This is a genomic window from Acinetobacter sp. ANC 5054 (genome assembly GCF_002135295.1).
Lineage (GTDB): Bacteria > Pseudomonadota > Gammaproteobacteria > Pseudomonadales > Moraxellaceae > Acinetobacter.
Genome location: NZ_NEGG01000001.1, coordinates 123,353 through 139,284, shown reverse-complemented (window position 1 = coordinate 139,284; position 15,932 = coordinate 123,353). Strand labels below are relative to the sequence as shown.

14 protein-coding genes are annotated in these 15,932 nt (G+C 40.9%); 9 read left to right on the top strand and 5 right to left on the bottom strand.

Annotated features, from left to right (window positions below):
• Nucleotides 1-117: 117 nt before the first annotated feature.
• From hslO to B9T33_RS00725, 3 genes are all read right to left on the bottom strand, one after another.
• Nucleotides 118-993 carry an Hsp33 family molecular chaperone HslO gene (gene hslO, locus B9T33_RS00735; protein ID WP_086177053.1) on the bottom strand — a complete coding sequence of 292 codons (876 nt, stop codon included), beginning with the start codon at nucleotides 991-993 and terminating at the stop codon, nucleotides 118-120.
• A 50-nt stretch (nucleotides 994-1,043) separates the two neighbouring features.
• Nucleotides 1,044-2,885, bottom strand: a complete 1,842-nt coding sequence (locus tag B9T33_RS00730) for a monovalent cation:proton antiporter-2 (CPA2) family protein (RefSeq protein ID WP_086177052.1) — start codon at nucleotides 2,883-2,885, stop codon at nucleotides 1,044-1,046.
• Nucleotides 2,886-2,963: 78 nt separating this feature from the next.
• Entirely contained in the window at nucleotides 2,964-5,186 is a 2,223-nt protein-coding gene (locus B9T33_RS00725; RefSeq protein WP_086177051.1) for a primosomal protein N', read from the bottom strand.
• 150 nt (nucleotides 5,187-5,336) lie between these two features.
• Between B9T33_RS00725 and gspF the strand changes: the two genes are divergently transcribed.
• The 4 genes from gspF to B9T33_RS00705 all read left to right on the top strand — a co-directional run bounded on the left by gspF (nucleotide 5,337) and on the right by B9T33_RS00705 (nucleotide 8,205).
• Nucleotides 5,337-6,542 (top strand): type II secretion system inner membrane protein GspF, encoded by a 1,206-nt coding sequence (gene gspF / locus B9T33_RS00720; protein ID WP_086177050.1) that lies wholly within the window; start codon nucleotides 5,337-5,339, stop codon nucleotides 6,540-6,542.
• A 57-nt stretch (nucleotides 6,543-6,599) separates the two neighbouring features.
• Nucleotides 6,600-7,016 carry a type II secretion system major pseudopilin GspG gene (gene gspG / locus B9T33_RS00715; RefSeq protein ID WP_416202572.1) on the top strand — a complete coding sequence of 139 codons (417 nt, stop codon included), beginning with the start codon at nucleotides 6,600-6,602 and terminating at the stop codon, nucleotides 7,014-7,016.
• 284 nt (nucleotides 7,017-7,300) lie between these two features.
• On the top strand, nucleotides 7,301-7,636 hold the full coding sequence (locus B9T33_RS00710) for a hypothetical protein (protein WP_086177048.1): 336 nt from the start codon (nucleotides 7,301-7,303) through the stop codon (nucleotides 7,634-7,636).
• Nucleotides 7,637-7,866: 230 nt separating this feature from the next.
• Nucleotides 7,867-8,205 (top strand): tRNA-binding protein, encoded by a 339-nt coding sequence (locus B9T33_RS00705; protein ID WP_086177047.1) that lies wholly within the window; start codon nucleotides 7,867-7,869, stop codon nucleotides 8,203-8,205.
• Nucleotides 8,206-8,321: 116 nt separating this feature from the next.
• On the opposite strand, the gene lnt is transcribed toward B9T33_RS00705, so the two are convergent.
• The gene (lnt, locus tag B9T33_RS00700) at nucleotides 8,322-9,881 is read right to left on the bottom strand and encodes an apolipoprotein N-acyltransferase (protein ID WP_086177046.1); all 1,560 of its coding nucleotides are present in this window, start codon (nucleotides 9,879-9,881) and stop codon (nucleotides 8,322-8,324) included.
• The gene (locus tag B9T33_RS00695; protein ID WP_086177045.1) at nucleotides 9,878-10,717 is read right to left on the bottom strand and encodes an HlyC/CorC family transporter; all 840 of its coding nucleotides are present in this window, start codon (nucleotides 10,715-10,717) and stop codon (nucleotides 9,878-9,880) included. Before B9T33_RS00695 ends, lnt begins: the two co-directional genes overlap by 4 nt.
• Before the next feature lie 184 nt (nucleotides 10,718-10,901).
• On the opposite strand from B9T33_RS00695, the gene B9T33_RS00690 reads away from it, so the two are divergent.
• From B9T33_RS00690 to B9T33_RS00670, 5 genes are all read left to right on the top strand, one after another.
• Nucleotides 10,902-11,360 (top strand): hypothetical protein, encoded by a 459-nt coding sequence (locus B9T33_RS00690; protein ID WP_086177044.1) that lies wholly within the window; start codon nucleotides 10,902-10,904, stop codon nucleotides 11,358-11,360.
• Between the two features lie 79 nt (nucleotides 11,361-11,439).
• Nucleotides 11,440-11,694 carry a sulfurtransferase TusA gene (tusA, locus tag B9T33_RS00685; RefSeq protein ID WP_086177043.1) on the top strand — a complete coding sequence of 85 codons (255 nt, stop codon included), beginning with the start codon at nucleotides 11,440-11,442 and terminating at the stop codon, nucleotides 11,692-11,694.
• 134 nt (nucleotides 11,695-11,828) lie between these two features.
• Nucleotides 11,829-14,585, top strand: coding sequence for a type VI secretion system Vgr family protein (locus tag B9T33_RS00680; RefSeq protein ID WP_086177042.1), 2,757 nt, complete (start codon nucleotides 11,829-11,831; stop codon nucleotides 14,583-14,585).
• On the top strand, nucleotides 14,585-15,370 hold the full coding sequence (locus tag B9T33_RS00675) for a lipase family protein (RefSeq protein WP_228145753.1): 786 nt from the start codon (nucleotides 14,585-14,587) through the stop codon (nucleotides 15,368-15,370). Before B9T33_RS00680 ends, B9T33_RS00675 begins: the two co-directional genes overlap by 1 nt.
• On the top strand, nucleotides 15,367-15,882 hold the full coding sequence (locus tag B9T33_RS00670) for a hypothetical protein (RefSeq protein ID WP_086177040.1): 516 nt from the start codon (nucleotides 15,367-15,369) through the stop codon (nucleotides 15,880-15,882). The genes B9T33_RS00675 and B9T33_RS00670 overlap by 4 nt, the downstream gene beginning before the upstream one ends.
• Nucleotides 15,883-15,932: the final 50 nt, after the last annotated feature.

Here is a 15,932-nt window from a genome sequence, read left to right as displayed (position 1 = left end):
CGTTACATATTGAATATGAAAAGTTGATGTATGCAGAAAAAAAGCATCCCGAAGGATGCTTAATGTCTGATTTTGAATGAGGCTAAGCTATTTTTTAGCACATCATTTTGGTCTGGATTAACTTAAATGTTGACCAAACAAGGATAAGGCTTCTTCCGCGCTAAAGGTATATTTGGTATTGCAGAACTGACAATCCATTTCAATCGGGTTTTGGTGTTCTAATGTTTCACGGACTGCAGTCACCCCAATTTGTTCTAAGGCAACAGCACAACGTTCTTTAGAACATGTACAGCCAAATTTTAAAGCTTCTGGCTCAGGCAGGCGAACTTCTTCTTCGTTGTATAAACGATATAGAATTTCGTTGGCAGGGAGCGAGCTTAACTCTTCAGCTTTTAAGGTTTCAGTGAGCATGGTTAAACGTGGCCACAAGTCTTCATCGACGCGGCGTTGTTCTTCTTCACTGTTACGTGGCAATAATTGAATGAGTAAACCGCCTGAACGCTCGGTATTGCTTGCCAGCATGATACGTGTAGGAATTTGAGCAGATAAGTCATAATACTGCATCAAACAACCAGCCAAAGTAGGTTTGTCTAAAGGTACGATCCCTTGATAGCGCTCACCAAACTCAGGCTCAATATTAATAAATAAAACAGGGTTCACCAATGAAGACAGCACAGTGCTGCTATCTTCTGCTGCTTGAAAGCGTGGGTCTTCTTCATAATCAACCAAGCCGCGAATTTCACCTAAATGGTTACATTCAGCCATTGCCCATTTAAAGGTACCCGCTGCCTGAATTTGCAAGCTAATACGACCTTTAATTTTTAAGGTGCTGGCCAACAGAGCAGTGGCACTCAACATTTCACCCAATAAAATTTGAACTGCAGGGGCATAGTCACGCTGCGCAATAATCGTTTTTAGGGTTTCTTCGAGATGTACCACTTCACCACGGACAGGGCTATCTTCGATAAAAAAGCGTTGGCGTAAATCAGACATAAAATTCTCCATAACCCTGCATTAATGGTGACGATATTGTAAAACACAAGTCATTCATTATCATCTCTTGTCACATCAATTCGGTGACGCTGTAAACTGCGTTGTAGATCGACACCTGTAGGTTTTTCACGTGCTTGCGCGTCACTTTCAAATAAATGTTCAAGTTCAGCCAAAGCGTTACGATGTGTTTCATAAATCTTTTGTTCATCGGTATAGATTTGTTGCTGTTGTGCCAAGAGCTTTTCATCGTAGTCGCGGAACAGCTCAATACTTTTATAGGCATCTTCATCGCTAATGCCTAAGTCACAGAGCATGTGATAAGCCATGCCCAGTGAGGATAAATAGGTTTCGCGCCAAATATGTTCAATACCCAAATCACGCAATAAATGCACCTGATGACGATCTCGTGCGCGCACCAAAATTTTCAGACTTGGATAATTTAAACGGATATGCCGCGCAACATTCATCGAGTCTTCAATGTCGTCAATTGCGAGTACAAAGACTTTGGCATGTTCAATGCCTGCAGCACGTAAAATGTCAGGTTGCGTCGCATCGCCATAATAGAGATGCCCGCCATAATTTCGAACAAAATCGACTTTATCTAAATTGCTATCAATTGCCGTGAAAGAGAGGTGCTGCAAATGTGCAACTCGGGCAATGATTTGTCCAAAACGGCCAAAACCTGCAATGATGACAGGATTGTGGTCATCTGGAATATCATCATATTCAGGAATGGTTTTTTGACTAAAACGCGGCAAAATTTGCGATTGCATCAGCCAATACAATAATGGTGTGAGTACCATTGATAGCGTGACGATGAGGGTTATCGGCTCAAGTACCGCTTGCTGCACCACATTTTCACTTTTGGCTACAGTGAGAACTACAAAAGCAAATTCACCGCCTTGGGCCAAACACGTTGCCAATAACAGGCTATTGCGCCATGAGTTTCTGAGATAACGTGCGATCGCCGTTAAAGACAGCATTTTGATCAGCAGTAAGGCAAATGCGCCACCAATAATGAACCAAGGCATTTCCACAAACAGTGAGAGTTCAGTGGTCATGCCGACAGTCATAAAAAATAGACCGAGTAATAAGCCTTTAAATGGTGCAATACTGGCTTCTAGCTCATGACGAAACTCTGAATCTGCCAACAATACACCAGTCAAAAATGCGCCGAGTGTGGTGCTGATGCCGAGTACATCCATTAAACCGACCACAGCCAAAACAATAAATAAACCGACAGCGGTAATCAGTTCATGCGCACCACTTTTTGCGACAAAACGGAAAAAAGGTCGCATCAAATAACGGCTAAATAAAAACAGTCCTGTGAACGTTGCTACGATAGCAGCAAAATAAGCAATGCCATGATGGGATGATTCCGTTCCTGCCAGCAAAGGGATGACCGCAATTAATGGAATGGCCGCCATGTCTTGAAACAGCAAAATTGAAAAAGATTGCTGACCATAGGTTGTGTTGAGTTGTTGCTTTTCACTTAACATTTGCAAGACAAATGCGGTTGAGGACAGCGCTAAGGCAAAACCAATCACGACACTTGCGGCAATGCCTTGTTGTAGCGCAAAGAAACTCACAAGGGCAAGAATCACACCCGTAATACCAACCTGTAGGCTTCCCATGCCAAAAATGGCACTACGCATATCCCAAAGTCGTTGTGGTCTTAACTCAAGACCAATCAAGAACATCAGTAAAATAACACCAAATTCAGCCAGTTCTTGAATTGCCTCAGGGTCACTGGCGATGTTCAATGCACTCGGTCCAAGTAAGATCCCTGTAAACAGATATCCCAATACAGTGGCTATACCAAAACGCTTGAGTAAGGGAACAAGCAGTAAGGATGCACCGAGAAAAATTGTGATCTGTAACAGTTGTGACATTTACCCGTCCTAGAGTCGTGTTTATGGGCGAATTTTTAGGTTCAGTATGACTGATTTTTCAGACTCAATTGTACGCGTTTAACTGAGTTCCTGTGGGTCTATATCGAGGCTCAGCTTCATACTCGATGGCTTTGTATGCAAAAGATTTTGCCACCAGTGGCGAATAAAGTAATGAAGACGCGCGCGGTCTGCAGACAACAGCACCATATGTGATTGGTAGCGTCCAGCTTTACGTTCCATAGGCGCTGGAATCGGCCCCCAAATATCAATGCTATTTTCTGAATCTTGCCTGAGCAACTGAGCATGTTGCTGTAAAAATTCAGTATTTTGCTTTTGATCTTTAGATTCACAGCGAATTAATGCGGCATAACGAAACGGTGGCATTTGCGCCATTTCTCGTTCTTTCATGGTTTCTTTGGCAAATTTACGATAGTTCTCATTGACCAATGTATTGAGCAAGGGATGTTCAGGTCTAAGGGTCTGTAAAAATACGTCACCTTTATGCTCGCCACGTCCAGCACGTCCCGTCACTTGCACAATCAATTGTGCAGTGCGTTCTATGGCACGGAAATCGACACTGAGTAGACCTGAATCTATGTCTAAAATCGCCACCAGTGTGACATAGGGAAAATGGTGCCCCTTCGCCAGCATTTGCGTGCCGAGTAAAATGGCAGGCTCACTTTTTTGAATCTTATCGTAGATTTTTTGCCAACTGCCGACGCGACTGGTGGAATCACGGTCAACGCGAATCACCTCATTGTTTGGGAAAAGTTCATTTAAACTTTCCTCGACTTTGGCAGTACCCATACCAATCGATTTGAGTTCTTGATGCTGACACTGTGGGCATTGATTGGGCATGCGATGAATCGTACCGCAATGATGACAATGCAAATGCTGATAAGGCGTATGGTGTACAGTGAAGTTGGCATCGCAGTGTGGGCATTTGGCTTGCCAAGCACAGCTTTCACAAATTAAAACAGGGGCATAACCACGACGGTTTAGAAAAACCAAGACTTGTTCTTTCTTTTCCAGTCGTTTGCGCATTTCGCCTATGAGCAACTGGCTGATGCCATGCTGCTTTTGGGCAACTTTTAAATCTAAGATATGCATTTTGGGCATGATTGCCGTGCCAGCACGTTGATTCAACTCTAAAACCGTCATTTTCCCTTGTTTGACCAAGGCATAGCTTTCGATGCTCGGTGTCGCTGAACCGAGGACGACTGGACATTGCTGCAAATGAGCACGATATAGCGCCACATCCCGCGCATGATAGCGAAAGCCTTCTTGTTGCTTAAAGGACAGGTCGTGTTCTTCATCTAAGACAATTAAGCCTAAATTTGGCAGTGGCGTGTAAATCGCAGAACGTGTGCCCAAAATAATAGAGGCTTTGCCCGTTTGTGCTGCCTGCCATGCTTGTAGACGTTTTGAGTCGTTTAAACCTGAATGCAGCAGTGCAACATTACAATGAAAGCGTGATTGGAAACGACTGATGGTTTGTGGCGTCAAGCCAATTTCAGGCACCAAGACCAAGACTTGTTTTCCTTGTTTAAGGACGTCTTGCATGATTTGTAAATAGACTTCAGTTTTACCACTGCCTGTGAGGCCATCGAGTAAAAAGGCTTGATATTTGTTGCGGGCTTTGAGTACCGCATCAATCGCTTTCTTTTGCTCGGGATTTGCCGTGAGTGGCATTTGCGCCATGCTCATTGGCATCGGGCTAAAATCTTGTGATGCCAAATCACAGCGGCAAATGCCTTTTTTTTCTAATGCCTTTAATGTCGCTGTTTCTACCCCAGCCAGATTCAGTAAATTTTCACCAGTGCTGGTCGGATGCAATTTTAAAATTTTATAGGCTTCTTGCTGACGTTCAGAACGCTTAATTTTATCTTCGGCATGCGCATCCAATAATGTCCAAGTACGGGCCAGCAAGTTATAAGGTTTGCCTTGGCGTAAAAGCGTAGGAATGGCACTTTGCATCACTTCGCCAAGAGGAAATTGATAATACTGTGCTGACCATGTCAACAAACTTAAAACTTTCGTATCTAAAATGGCCTGATCATCGAGTAATTCAGTAATGGCTTTGAGTTTAAAACTCGAATCGACAGGGGTATCGGGTGAAATTTTTTCAACAATAATTCCAGTTAAATTTTGCCGACCAAAGGAAATTGCGACACGAGCACCCACTTCAGCCTGCTGATATTGTTCAGGACTTAAGCTGTAATCAAAGCAGTCGTACAGATAAACTGGAACGGCTACACGGACACGGTATATAGGTGAAGAAGGGCTCGCTAAAGTTGTCATAAAACGTGGATTAGTTCCTGATTAAATTTCGTCGTGATCGTAAAGGAGTTGTGTTAGAGTGAGCTCATATTTTATATCTAAGAATATGAATGATTTTGATGGTCAGACGCAACTGCGCTGATAGAAATATTGGAAAATTAGAGCATTACAATGCCTGCATATCAGTTTACTGCCATAGACGCTTCAGGGAAGCAGCAGAAGGGTGTACTTGAGGGTGATTCTGCGCGTCAAATTCGCCAACAGCTCAGAGATCAATCTCTTATTCCTGTTGCAGTCGATCCAATTGAGCAAAAAGATAAACACGCAAAGCAAGGTTGGTTTCAAAAAGGACTAACTGCTTACGATCTGGCCTTATTGACTCGTCAGTTGTCCGTGCTGGTTGCGGCAGCGATTCCATTGGAAGAGGCCATTCGTGCTGTGGGTAAGCAAAGCGAAAAGACCCATGTGCAAAACTTACTGATGTCTGTGCGCTCTAAAGTGCTTGAAGGACATTCTTTAGCCAATGCCTTACAACAAGCAGGGCGCTTTCCAGATTTGTATATTGCCACGATTGCAGCGGGTGAACGATCAGGGCATTTGGATTTAATTTTAGATCAACTGGCAGATTACACAGAAAATCGCTTTGCCATGCAGAAGAAAGTACAAGGTGCGATGATTTATCCCATTATTTTGATGCTTATGTCATTTGGTATCGTGATGGGACTTATGACTTATGTCGTGCCTGACATTGTTAAAACATTTGATCAAAGCAAAGATGCACTGCCGTGGATTACCGTCGCATTAATGAAAGCCAGCGATTTTATTCGTATGGCCTGGCCATTTTTATTGGTCGGTAGTGCTGTTGGGGTATTTCTCTTGGTGCGTTTCTTACGCACAGCAGCAGGACACTATGCTTTTGATCGATTAACACTGAAACTTCCATTATTTTCAAAATTATCCAAAGGAATTAATGCTGCACGTTTTGCCAGTACGCTCTCTATTTTAACCAAGTCCGGCGTGCCTTTGGTCGATGCTTTAAAAATTGGTGCAGCCGTCAGTAATAACTGGGTGATTCGAGATTCTGTCAATTTAGCAGCAGAGAAAGTTACCGAAGGTGGAAACCTTTCGACGCAACTTGAACGAAGTGGTTATTTCCCACCGATGATGGTACAAATGATTAAAAGTGGCGAAAGTTCGGGCGAATTGGATCGAATGCTAGAGCGTGCTTCGACCATGCAAGATCGTGAAGTGACCACACTAATTTCGACTTTACTGGCTTTACTCGAACCGCTGATGTTGGTGTTTATGGCGAGTATCGTGTTGGTGATTGTGATTGCAGTGATGCTGCCAATCGTGAATATGAATAATATGATTTAAGACATTCTAACAAGGGTTTGAATAGAGATTTGTAAGATGCAAGTGAAGATTAAAAATATGAAGCAACAAGGTTTTACTTTAATTGAAGTGATGGTGGTGATCGTCATTTTAGGTGTGTTGGCTGCGTTGATTGTTCCGAATGTGATGGGACGTGGTGAAAAAGCCAAAGTGGATACCACCGCTATTACCTTAAAGAGTGTGGCGGGTTCTTTGGATCAATACAAAATGGACAATGGTAAATATCCGTCCATGCAAGATGGTGGACTAAATGCCTTGGTGACGAAGCCCGAATCGGCTAAAAACTGGCTGCCAGGCGGTTATATTAAAGGTGGTTATCCGAAAGACAGTTGGGATAACGACATCCAGTATGTCATTCCGGGTTCAGAAGGCCGTCCATTCGATCTTTATTCATTTGGTGCCGACGGTCAGTCGGGCGGTGAAGAAAATGATGCTGATATTTTCTATAAACACTAATTGAGAATTATTATATATTTGGTGTTGATGGAATAAATCACTTCACTTAATAGGTTATCTCTATATTGGGTGAAGTGATAATAAATCTTAATTATAAAATTAATACTAAATTTTTGAATTTAAACACTATTTAATTATGTTGAATATGTGATAGTTATAATAAGAATTATTCCCAATTTTATTGATTACAATAAACGTAAAATATGAATAAATATAGACTTTCTATTTAATTAAAACCGCGCATAATATCTCTTATGGTACTTAATTTAGCCATGGAGGATAGTATGAAGGCATTATTGTTAACGGATGAAATTAACCAATTTCATTGGTCAATGCTGAAATCTGTTCTTTTGATTTTAAGCATTTTGCCGATCAGTCAGGGCATTGTCTATTTATGGCAAAGCACTGAAGGCAGCAGCCAAATTATGGTGGGCTTTTTTGCAATCAGTTTAATGAGTTCGTTATTAGCTTTAAGCTTTTGGTCCGCACTTAAGGCGACCGTTGCGAATTTAAAACAAGAACATATTTCTGTAGTAGAGCAGTTGGTGATTCGTATTTATCGCTCAATCCCCATGATATCACTGGCTGCAATGTTATCTTATCTCGTCACTCAGTTTTAAAGTGTATCTAACAACGGTGTTCAGAAGTTCCAAATTTTAATAACCAGAGCATGCTCTGGTTTTTTAATGCATAGATTTTTTCCAATTTAGTTGCAATAGGGCGAATGCTGCGTACAAAGCTGATGATATTGTCAGTATTCAGCAATGCCTTGTCGTGATCGCTACATCCGCTATAAAAGTTGTTTCTTTATACTCAAAGACATAAAAAGACAAAGCATAGAGGAAGCGATATGGAACAAATTGAATGGCATGATTTTCTCAAGGTTGAATTACGTGTTGGGAGGGTGATTCAAGCAGATGTTTTTGAGCAAGCCCGAAAACCTGCTTATGTTTTGCATGTCGATTTTGGCGAAGAACTTGGTGTGAAAAAATTCAGTGCACAAATCACGCAGTTATATCAACCTGAACAATTACTTGGAAAATTAGTCGTGGCTGTGGTGAATTTTCCCAAGAAGCAAATTGGACCAATTCAATCCGAATGTTTGGTTACAGGTTTTCACAATGCAAAAGGACATGTCGCACTTTGCATTCCTGATGCAGAAGTGCCATTAGGAACAAAATTACTTTAAATGCTGAAAGGGTCATAGCCTTTCAATATGATGAATCTAAACAAAATAAAAAAACCGAGCAAGCGCTCGGTTTTTTTAGTGGATTTTTGTCTGAATGGATCATGACAAAGGCGTGATTAGCGGCGTGATTTAAACGACACATCCACCTTACGTGGACGATAAATCCAGCCCAGAACCAGTAGTAAGAATGAAAAAATCAGGACTGGCCAATCACTGAGTCGGGTATATAAAGTTTCACCTTGCATGGCAGGCAAATCACCACGAAGTACCGCATCTTTATCCATCGGTGCTTGTTTGACAATATGACCCGTATGATCAATAAAGGCGGTAATCCCCGTATTGGTTGCTCGAATAAACCAGCGCCCATTTTCTTTGGCGCGCATTTGAACCATTTGTAGATGTTGATGTGGGCTCGCTGTACCTGTAAACCATGCATCATTTGAAATGGTCACCAAAAAGTCACTTTGGCTGGCATTACGTCGGGTTAAATTCGGATAAGCCACTTCGTAACAGATTGCTGTACCTAAGTCATGCCCTTTAATTTGCAATGGTTTTTGGTCACTTGCACCACGTGAAAAACCACTCATGGACGGGTCATTTTGTAGGGCAGGTAACACCCAACTTAACATGCCAGATAATGGGATATATTCACCAAAAGGTACCAAACGTTGCTTTTTATAGAGTCCAGAAGCTTCATCACCTGTTGCCATAATGCTGTTGTAATACATCGGGTGATGATTCCGATGTGATTCAGCCAAATCCCAATAAGGAATACCTGTGACCCAAGCACTTCCCGTTTTATTGGCCTGAACATTCATGGCATCTAAAAAGGGTTCAATATCAGTTTGAAACATCGGGATTGAGGATTCTGGCCAGACAATAACATCACGCCCCCATTCTGTACGCGTTAAAGACGCATATTTCATCAGGGTATCGGCTTGCTTTTCGACCAGCCATTTTTCGTCTTGCGGAATATTACCTTGAATCAAGGAAACGGTTAGTGGCTTAGTATCTTTGGGCTGAACAAATTGCAGTTGAGCTGCACCCCAAGCGCCTAGCAGGACAATGGCAGAGGGAACAATCCAAAACACACGCTTTCTTAAGATTTCAACCAGTGCACAGGCCAATAAAATAACCACGAACGAAACACCAAAAATCCCAAATAACGGTGCATAGCCATCAAGGAAGCGTTCGGTAAAGGCATAACCTGCAAACAACCACGGAAAACCAGTGAAAACCCACGTTTTGCTCCATTCAAAGAACACCCAGAGGGGAGCAAAAGTCAGTGGAGTTTCAGGGAAAAAGCGACGGTAAACCCAGCTTTGTAAAGCTGTAAATAACCCCATGACCAAGGCCATGATGGCAATCATCAACACACTTAAAGCGGCATTGGTATCACCATAGACATGGATGGAGGTATACAGCCAAAACGCACCGATGAACCAGAGTCCAATGCCATATGCCCAACCAATCATGAAGGATTGTTTAGGATTACGTTTGCTCAAGCACGCATAGAGCAGTGCAGGCGATAAAATTGCCAACCACCAATAATGATAAGGTGCCAGCGACAAGCTGAAGATGGCACCTGAAAATAAGGAAATTAGCAGGGGATATATGAATGGCAGCTGTTTTTGTTGTTGTGATGAGTTTAGCAGCTTATCAAAGTAGGTTCTCATTTACGGACAGCTCGGATCAGATGAATAGTACGTGCATCTGCCTCCAAAATGGTAAATTCCCAGTTTTCAAGCTCAATCACTTGCCCTTGTAAATCACTGACCAAACCCATTTCCTGAAGCAGTAAGCCACCGACAGTTTCTACCTCATCGTCAGAAAATTCAGCATCTAAAACATTGTTAAAGTGTTCGATTGGTGTAAGTGCTTGAACCAACCATGTATTTGCACTGAGTGGATCATCATCTGGAATGATAAATTGAGCCTCTTCATCGACTTTGTCGTGCTCATCTTCAATTTCACCGACGATTTCTTCCAAAATGTCTTCTAAGGTCACTAAACCAGATGTTGTCCCATATTCATCAATCACAATAGCAATATGAGTTTGGGTATTTTTCAACATACGTAAAACTTGGTCAGAACGAGCACTTTCAGGAACAAATAAAGGTTGGCGCATAAGCGCACGAATATCAACTTTGGTGGTGGGTTCAGTTAAAAATGGCAATAAATCTTTTGCCAATAAGATACCGACGACATTATCTGGTTGATCTGAAGAAAAGACAGGGAAACGAGAATGTGCTGACTCAACCAATACATGCAAAATATCTAGGAGTTGATCATCTTCTTGTAAGCTAATCATTGCAGTACGTGGGGTCATGACCTCACGAATTTTTGTTGCAGGTAAGTCAAGTACGCCTTCTAGCATAGCAACCGTATCGGGTTCTAAAAATCGGCGTGAATCTTGTACCAGTTTCAACAGTTCGTCACGGGTTTCTGGTGCAGTGCCCAGCCATTTACGTAAGCCGCGCATGCCCCACGACGGGCCTGATTCCTCTTGCATGATCTTTCCTAAAGACTCTTAATATCTAAAAATTATGATTTTATCATACCGTAGAACGGACAGTTGTCTATCAATTAATGTCTGAAAAGCTTAACTGTGAGTTCATTTATTATTTTCAGCTAGTTAGACTGCTTTGCGTTCAAATAATTTTAAATAAAAATGAAAAAAAATAAATATCCAAATAATGACAGCGCTCAGTCTTTATATCTTGGTGACTTCGATTTATGCACATCCTTGGTCGACCATGCAAAGCCACAAAATGACTGAGGATATTCGCACGAATGAAGTCACATTCGAACTGCTCAATAAATTCTCTTTTCAAAACAAAGCAATGCAATATTTAGGTACGTGTAATAAAGGCAATCAACATCTGTTGACCCTCTATCAACGTGGTTTACTTCAGGATTCTCATTCGGATCATATATTTGCAAAGTCTTTGAAAGCTAGAGACGAATTAACTTCAATGCAATTTAAGATGGATGGTCAAATTCCTCAGCATGTGACGATGTTAGACCAAGCTTTTTTAGACAAATATTGTCAGCTCAAAAGGAATCAACAGATCTATGCAAATGGTTACGCCATTGCCTATTTATGCAATGGGAAATTCATTCAAGCCATTATTGTCACCGAAGTGATTGAGTAAAGCTTAGAAATTATTCAATAGGGTAAATAAGCAGGGAACAAGTTATAATGCTGCCTTGATAAGATTTTGGTTTGTGAAGATGTCTGAATTTGGTGAAGTTAAAACTCAGTTAAATACACGTGGTTTGCGTTGCCCTGAACCCGTTATGATGTTGCATCAAGCCATTCGTAAATCAAAATCAGGCGATATTGTCGAAGTATTTGCCACGGATAATTCAACCTCGTGGGACATTCCAAAATTCTGCATGCACCTTGGACATGAACTCTTATTACAAGAAGAACGTTTAGATGAAAATGGCAATAAAGAATTTCATTATTTGGTGCAAAAAGGTTAATTTAAGATTTTGTTAAAATTTAATAATTATGCAAATGTTACATTTATAATAAGAAAATAGGCTAGCAGAATATCTAGGCTAGCCTTTAAAATTGACAGAATAATTATACAAAGCTGTTTGAAACGACTTTAAAAATGTTGAATTCTATAGTTCAGATCCTTGAAAAATTAGGTCTCAGTGCACAAAAACGTGCGATGCACATACAATTTTCAAATACAGCCTTGAATGAAGAAATCTTTATTCAGCGCATTGATGGGGAACATGTGCTGAATCAGGGCTTAAACGCAACCCTGATTTGTCTATCAACCAATGCCCTTATTCCACTAAAACAATTTATTGGCGTACAAGTCGCCGTCGATCAAGTCACTGATCAAGGTGAATTGTTTCGTACCACTGGTATTATTACTGCAGCAACCCAAGGGCAGAGTGATGGTTCACTCACCCTGTATAAACTGACCTTAGAAGATGCAACATCACTGTGGCATAAACGCCGCAATAGCCGTGTGTTTATGAATAAATCGGTACGTGATGTCAGCGAAATCATCTTTAAAGAATGGCAAAGTAAAAGTTCTTTATTTGCAGCAAGTTTAAGCTTAGACCTCAGTGGTTTAAGCCAAAACGATGATGTCCGGCCTTTCATCATGCAATCGAATGAAACCGACTATGACTTTCTGACCCGCCTGTGGCGTAGTGAAGGCATCAACTGGCTGATTGATGAAGCACAATTGAAAGTGATGCATTCCAGCAGCTCAATCGAAAAACAAAAACTTCGCTTGATTGATGACAATAGTCAATATCAAGCCCTAAGTCGCCGCAATATCCGTTTCCATCGTTCCAGTGCCATAGAAAAACAAGACAGTATTACCAGTTTGATTGGTGAACGCAGTATCCAACCGACTGCAGTGCATGTGCAACGTTGGCAAGCTGATGGTCTAAGCCAAGAAGAAGGTGCGGGTACTGTTCAAAGCAAACATCAACATAGCCAAAACCAAGACAATGCCAGCCTAAGTTTGGAACAAGCATGGCATGTCAGCCCTGCGTGGATGCAAGACCTAAACGGTGAAGATCAAGCGACAGCCGCATCCAACAGTCAGATTGAAAAACTCAACCAAAATCTCAGCCGTTACTATGATCTACAATCGAAAAAATTCAATGCACAGTCTACGGTACGCGACACCCAAGTCGGCTATTGGTTTGAATTGAATGAACACCCTGAAATAGATCAACACAATGGTGCAGACAAAGAGTTTCTAATCACTGAAAAGAAATTCTATAACCAAAACAACTTACCTAAAGATCTGACCGAACAAGTCAACCAACTGATTGCACAAAGTCAGTGGAAGATCAAACCCATTCAAGAACAAGCAGAACGCCAAGCCAATAACTTAATTCTGCAACGACGTAATATCTCCACGGTTCCTGAATATAACCCGCTGGAACATCGACCAAGTACCCATCCGCAACGTGCCAAAGTGGTGGGGCCAAGCGGCGAAGAGATTCATATCGATGAGTGGGGGCGGATTAAAGTTCGTTTCCTGTTTACCCGTAGTGATGACCACAGTCATGACGGTGGTGCAGGCAGTAATGACAACGACACGGACTCTGCATGGGTCGATGTCCTCACCCCATGGGCCGGTGAAGGTTATGGTGCGCGCTTCTTACCGCGCATTGGTGAAATTGTGGTGATTGATTTCTTCGACGGCAATATCGACCGACCATTTGTGGTTGGGCGCATACACGAAGCACAGCGTAGCCCGACTAAATTCGACAATAAAGGCAAACTGCCTGAGACCAAAAAACTAGCAGGGATTCGAAGTAAAGAAGTTAAAGGTGAAGGCTTTGGACAACTACGATTTGATGACACCACAGGACAAATCTCTACTCAACTACAAAGTAGTCATGGTGCAACCCAACTCAACCTTGGTCACTTAAGTCATCCAAAAGAAACTGCAAAGAGTGATGGACGTGGTGAAGGCTTTGAACTGCGAACAGACCAATGGGGTGCGGTTCGTGCAGGGCAAGGACTATTGGTCAGTACCCATCAACAGACGCAAGCCAAGACAATGCACCTCGATGCACAACCGGCGAAACAACAACTCGAAGGCAGCTTCAATAGCACAAAAGCTTTAAGTGAAGTGGCCAAGAACCAACAAACGGATCCGCTTGAAGTCCTAGACAATTTGAAAAACTTCCTTGGACAAATTGAAAAAGGCAGTAAAGAAAAGGCCAATGTCTTTAAACAAGCCTTGATGATTCTATCTGCACCGAACTCAATCGCTGTGAGTAGTAACGAAGATATTCACCTTTCAGCAGATGGGCAAATTAGCCAGAGTGCGGGGGAGAGCATTAACCTCAGTAGCCAAAAATCTATGATTGCCCATGCGCAAAGTAAGATCAGCCTATTTGCAGCACAAGAAGGCTTAAGAGCTTATGCAGGTAAAGGCAAAGTTGAAATCCAAGCGCAAGGGGATGGTGCGGATTTGATTGCACGAAAAGGGATTCAAATTATTTCGACTGAAGATAAAGTTGAGATTAAAGCGAACAAAAAAATCGTGCTGACAGCTGGTGGTAGTCAGATTGAGATTAGTAGTGCTGGTGTATTTCCGACAACGGCTGGGAAGTTTGAAGTGAAGGCGGGGCAGCATAATTTTAAACAGGGTGCAAAAGTAAATAAGCCGCTTCCATTTTTGCCTGAAAAAGAAAAGCAAAAATATGGCGTATGGTTTGATGTGATGGATCATCAAGGAAAGAAACTTGCTTCTGGTACGGAATATATTATTTACGATGAAACAGACAAAGAAGTTGAACGTGGAAAATTAGATAAATCCGGTCTTGTTAGGTTAGAAACTGAAGAATTAAATAAACAATATAAAATACATGTGGTGATATGATGGGATTAGAAGAACAAGCCTATGCTGACTTAGTTAGGGCAACTATGGGAAATGTTAACCCTACACCACCTGTAGTTCCTGTTCAGCTGGTGGTATATACACATAGTTATACCGCATTTATTGGTGGAGCATCTGATAAATACTCTTTTGCTCCTAACGATCTGCCTATTAATATAGGAGGTAGAGGCTTAGGACCTAATAGATTTGTTGGTGAATATTTTGATGAGTTTGATTTATCACAAAAGAAGAAATTTAAAAATGCGACGATTGAATATTACGGGTATGAGGAAGCATATACTGGCATGAAAGCTGGATGGAAAAAATTAGATGCATTTGACAATATTAAAAAATTCTTAGAAAAAAACCCGAATACTCAGGTAAATATTATTGGACATAGTTTAGGTGGATGGAACGCAGCAGGCCTAGCAGCTGAACTAGGGAAGAAAAAGATATGTAAAGTTAATTTACTTATAACAATTGATCCTGTTGGAACTTTATTATCGTATAGTGCATTAACTCCAGTAAGTGCTCGAATCTATTTTAGAGAACCTTCACCAAATTGTAATTATTGGGTAAGTATAACATGCGAGCCAAAGTCGTATGATAGTAACGATGCTGTTGCAGATTCAGGAGGGCAGTGGAGGGATAAACCCAGAGAGAGAGCAAATGTTTTTTATTCTACAAAATATAGTCATGCTGAATTTAAGGAAATGATGAAAGAAAAAATATTTATGGGCCAGTCTGCTGAAGATATGATGTTCACTCAATTGAAGAAAATAAAATGAAAAAAAAATACATTTTGGGTTTTGTTGTATTTATTTTGGGTTGCCAAAATGCTAATCATCAAAGCTTAGATAGAAAAATTACTGTTAATCCTTCTCTTAAATTAAGCTACAGTATTATCGGTTCAGAAGAAAAACCTGCATTAGCAGTTATAGGAAATTTAATAAGTTCAGTTTCATTAAAAGAAGTTTTGATAAAAGAACAATTTGACTTTGCACGTATTGAGTGTGACAAGTTGAATGAGTTCAAACCTTATGCTTATTTAAAAGTAAAAGATGAAAAAAGAAAGACGAATACTTTTCAATCGGATTTTTTGTTGAAAATATGTCCGGAAGATGATGCTAATAGCGAGCATTGTGTTAAAAATATTGAAGATTTTAGGAATAGAATAAAAACAAATTTAAGTTGTGAAGTCGTTTTTGGTGGAATGACTAAATCAAAAATAATTATTTCAAATCGATTTAAAATCGATAAGAATCAAATATTAAATGCAGAGGAGTATGCATTGGAATAAGCATATTCTTATGGATTAAAAGATAGAATTAGAATATTTATTGTTAGATT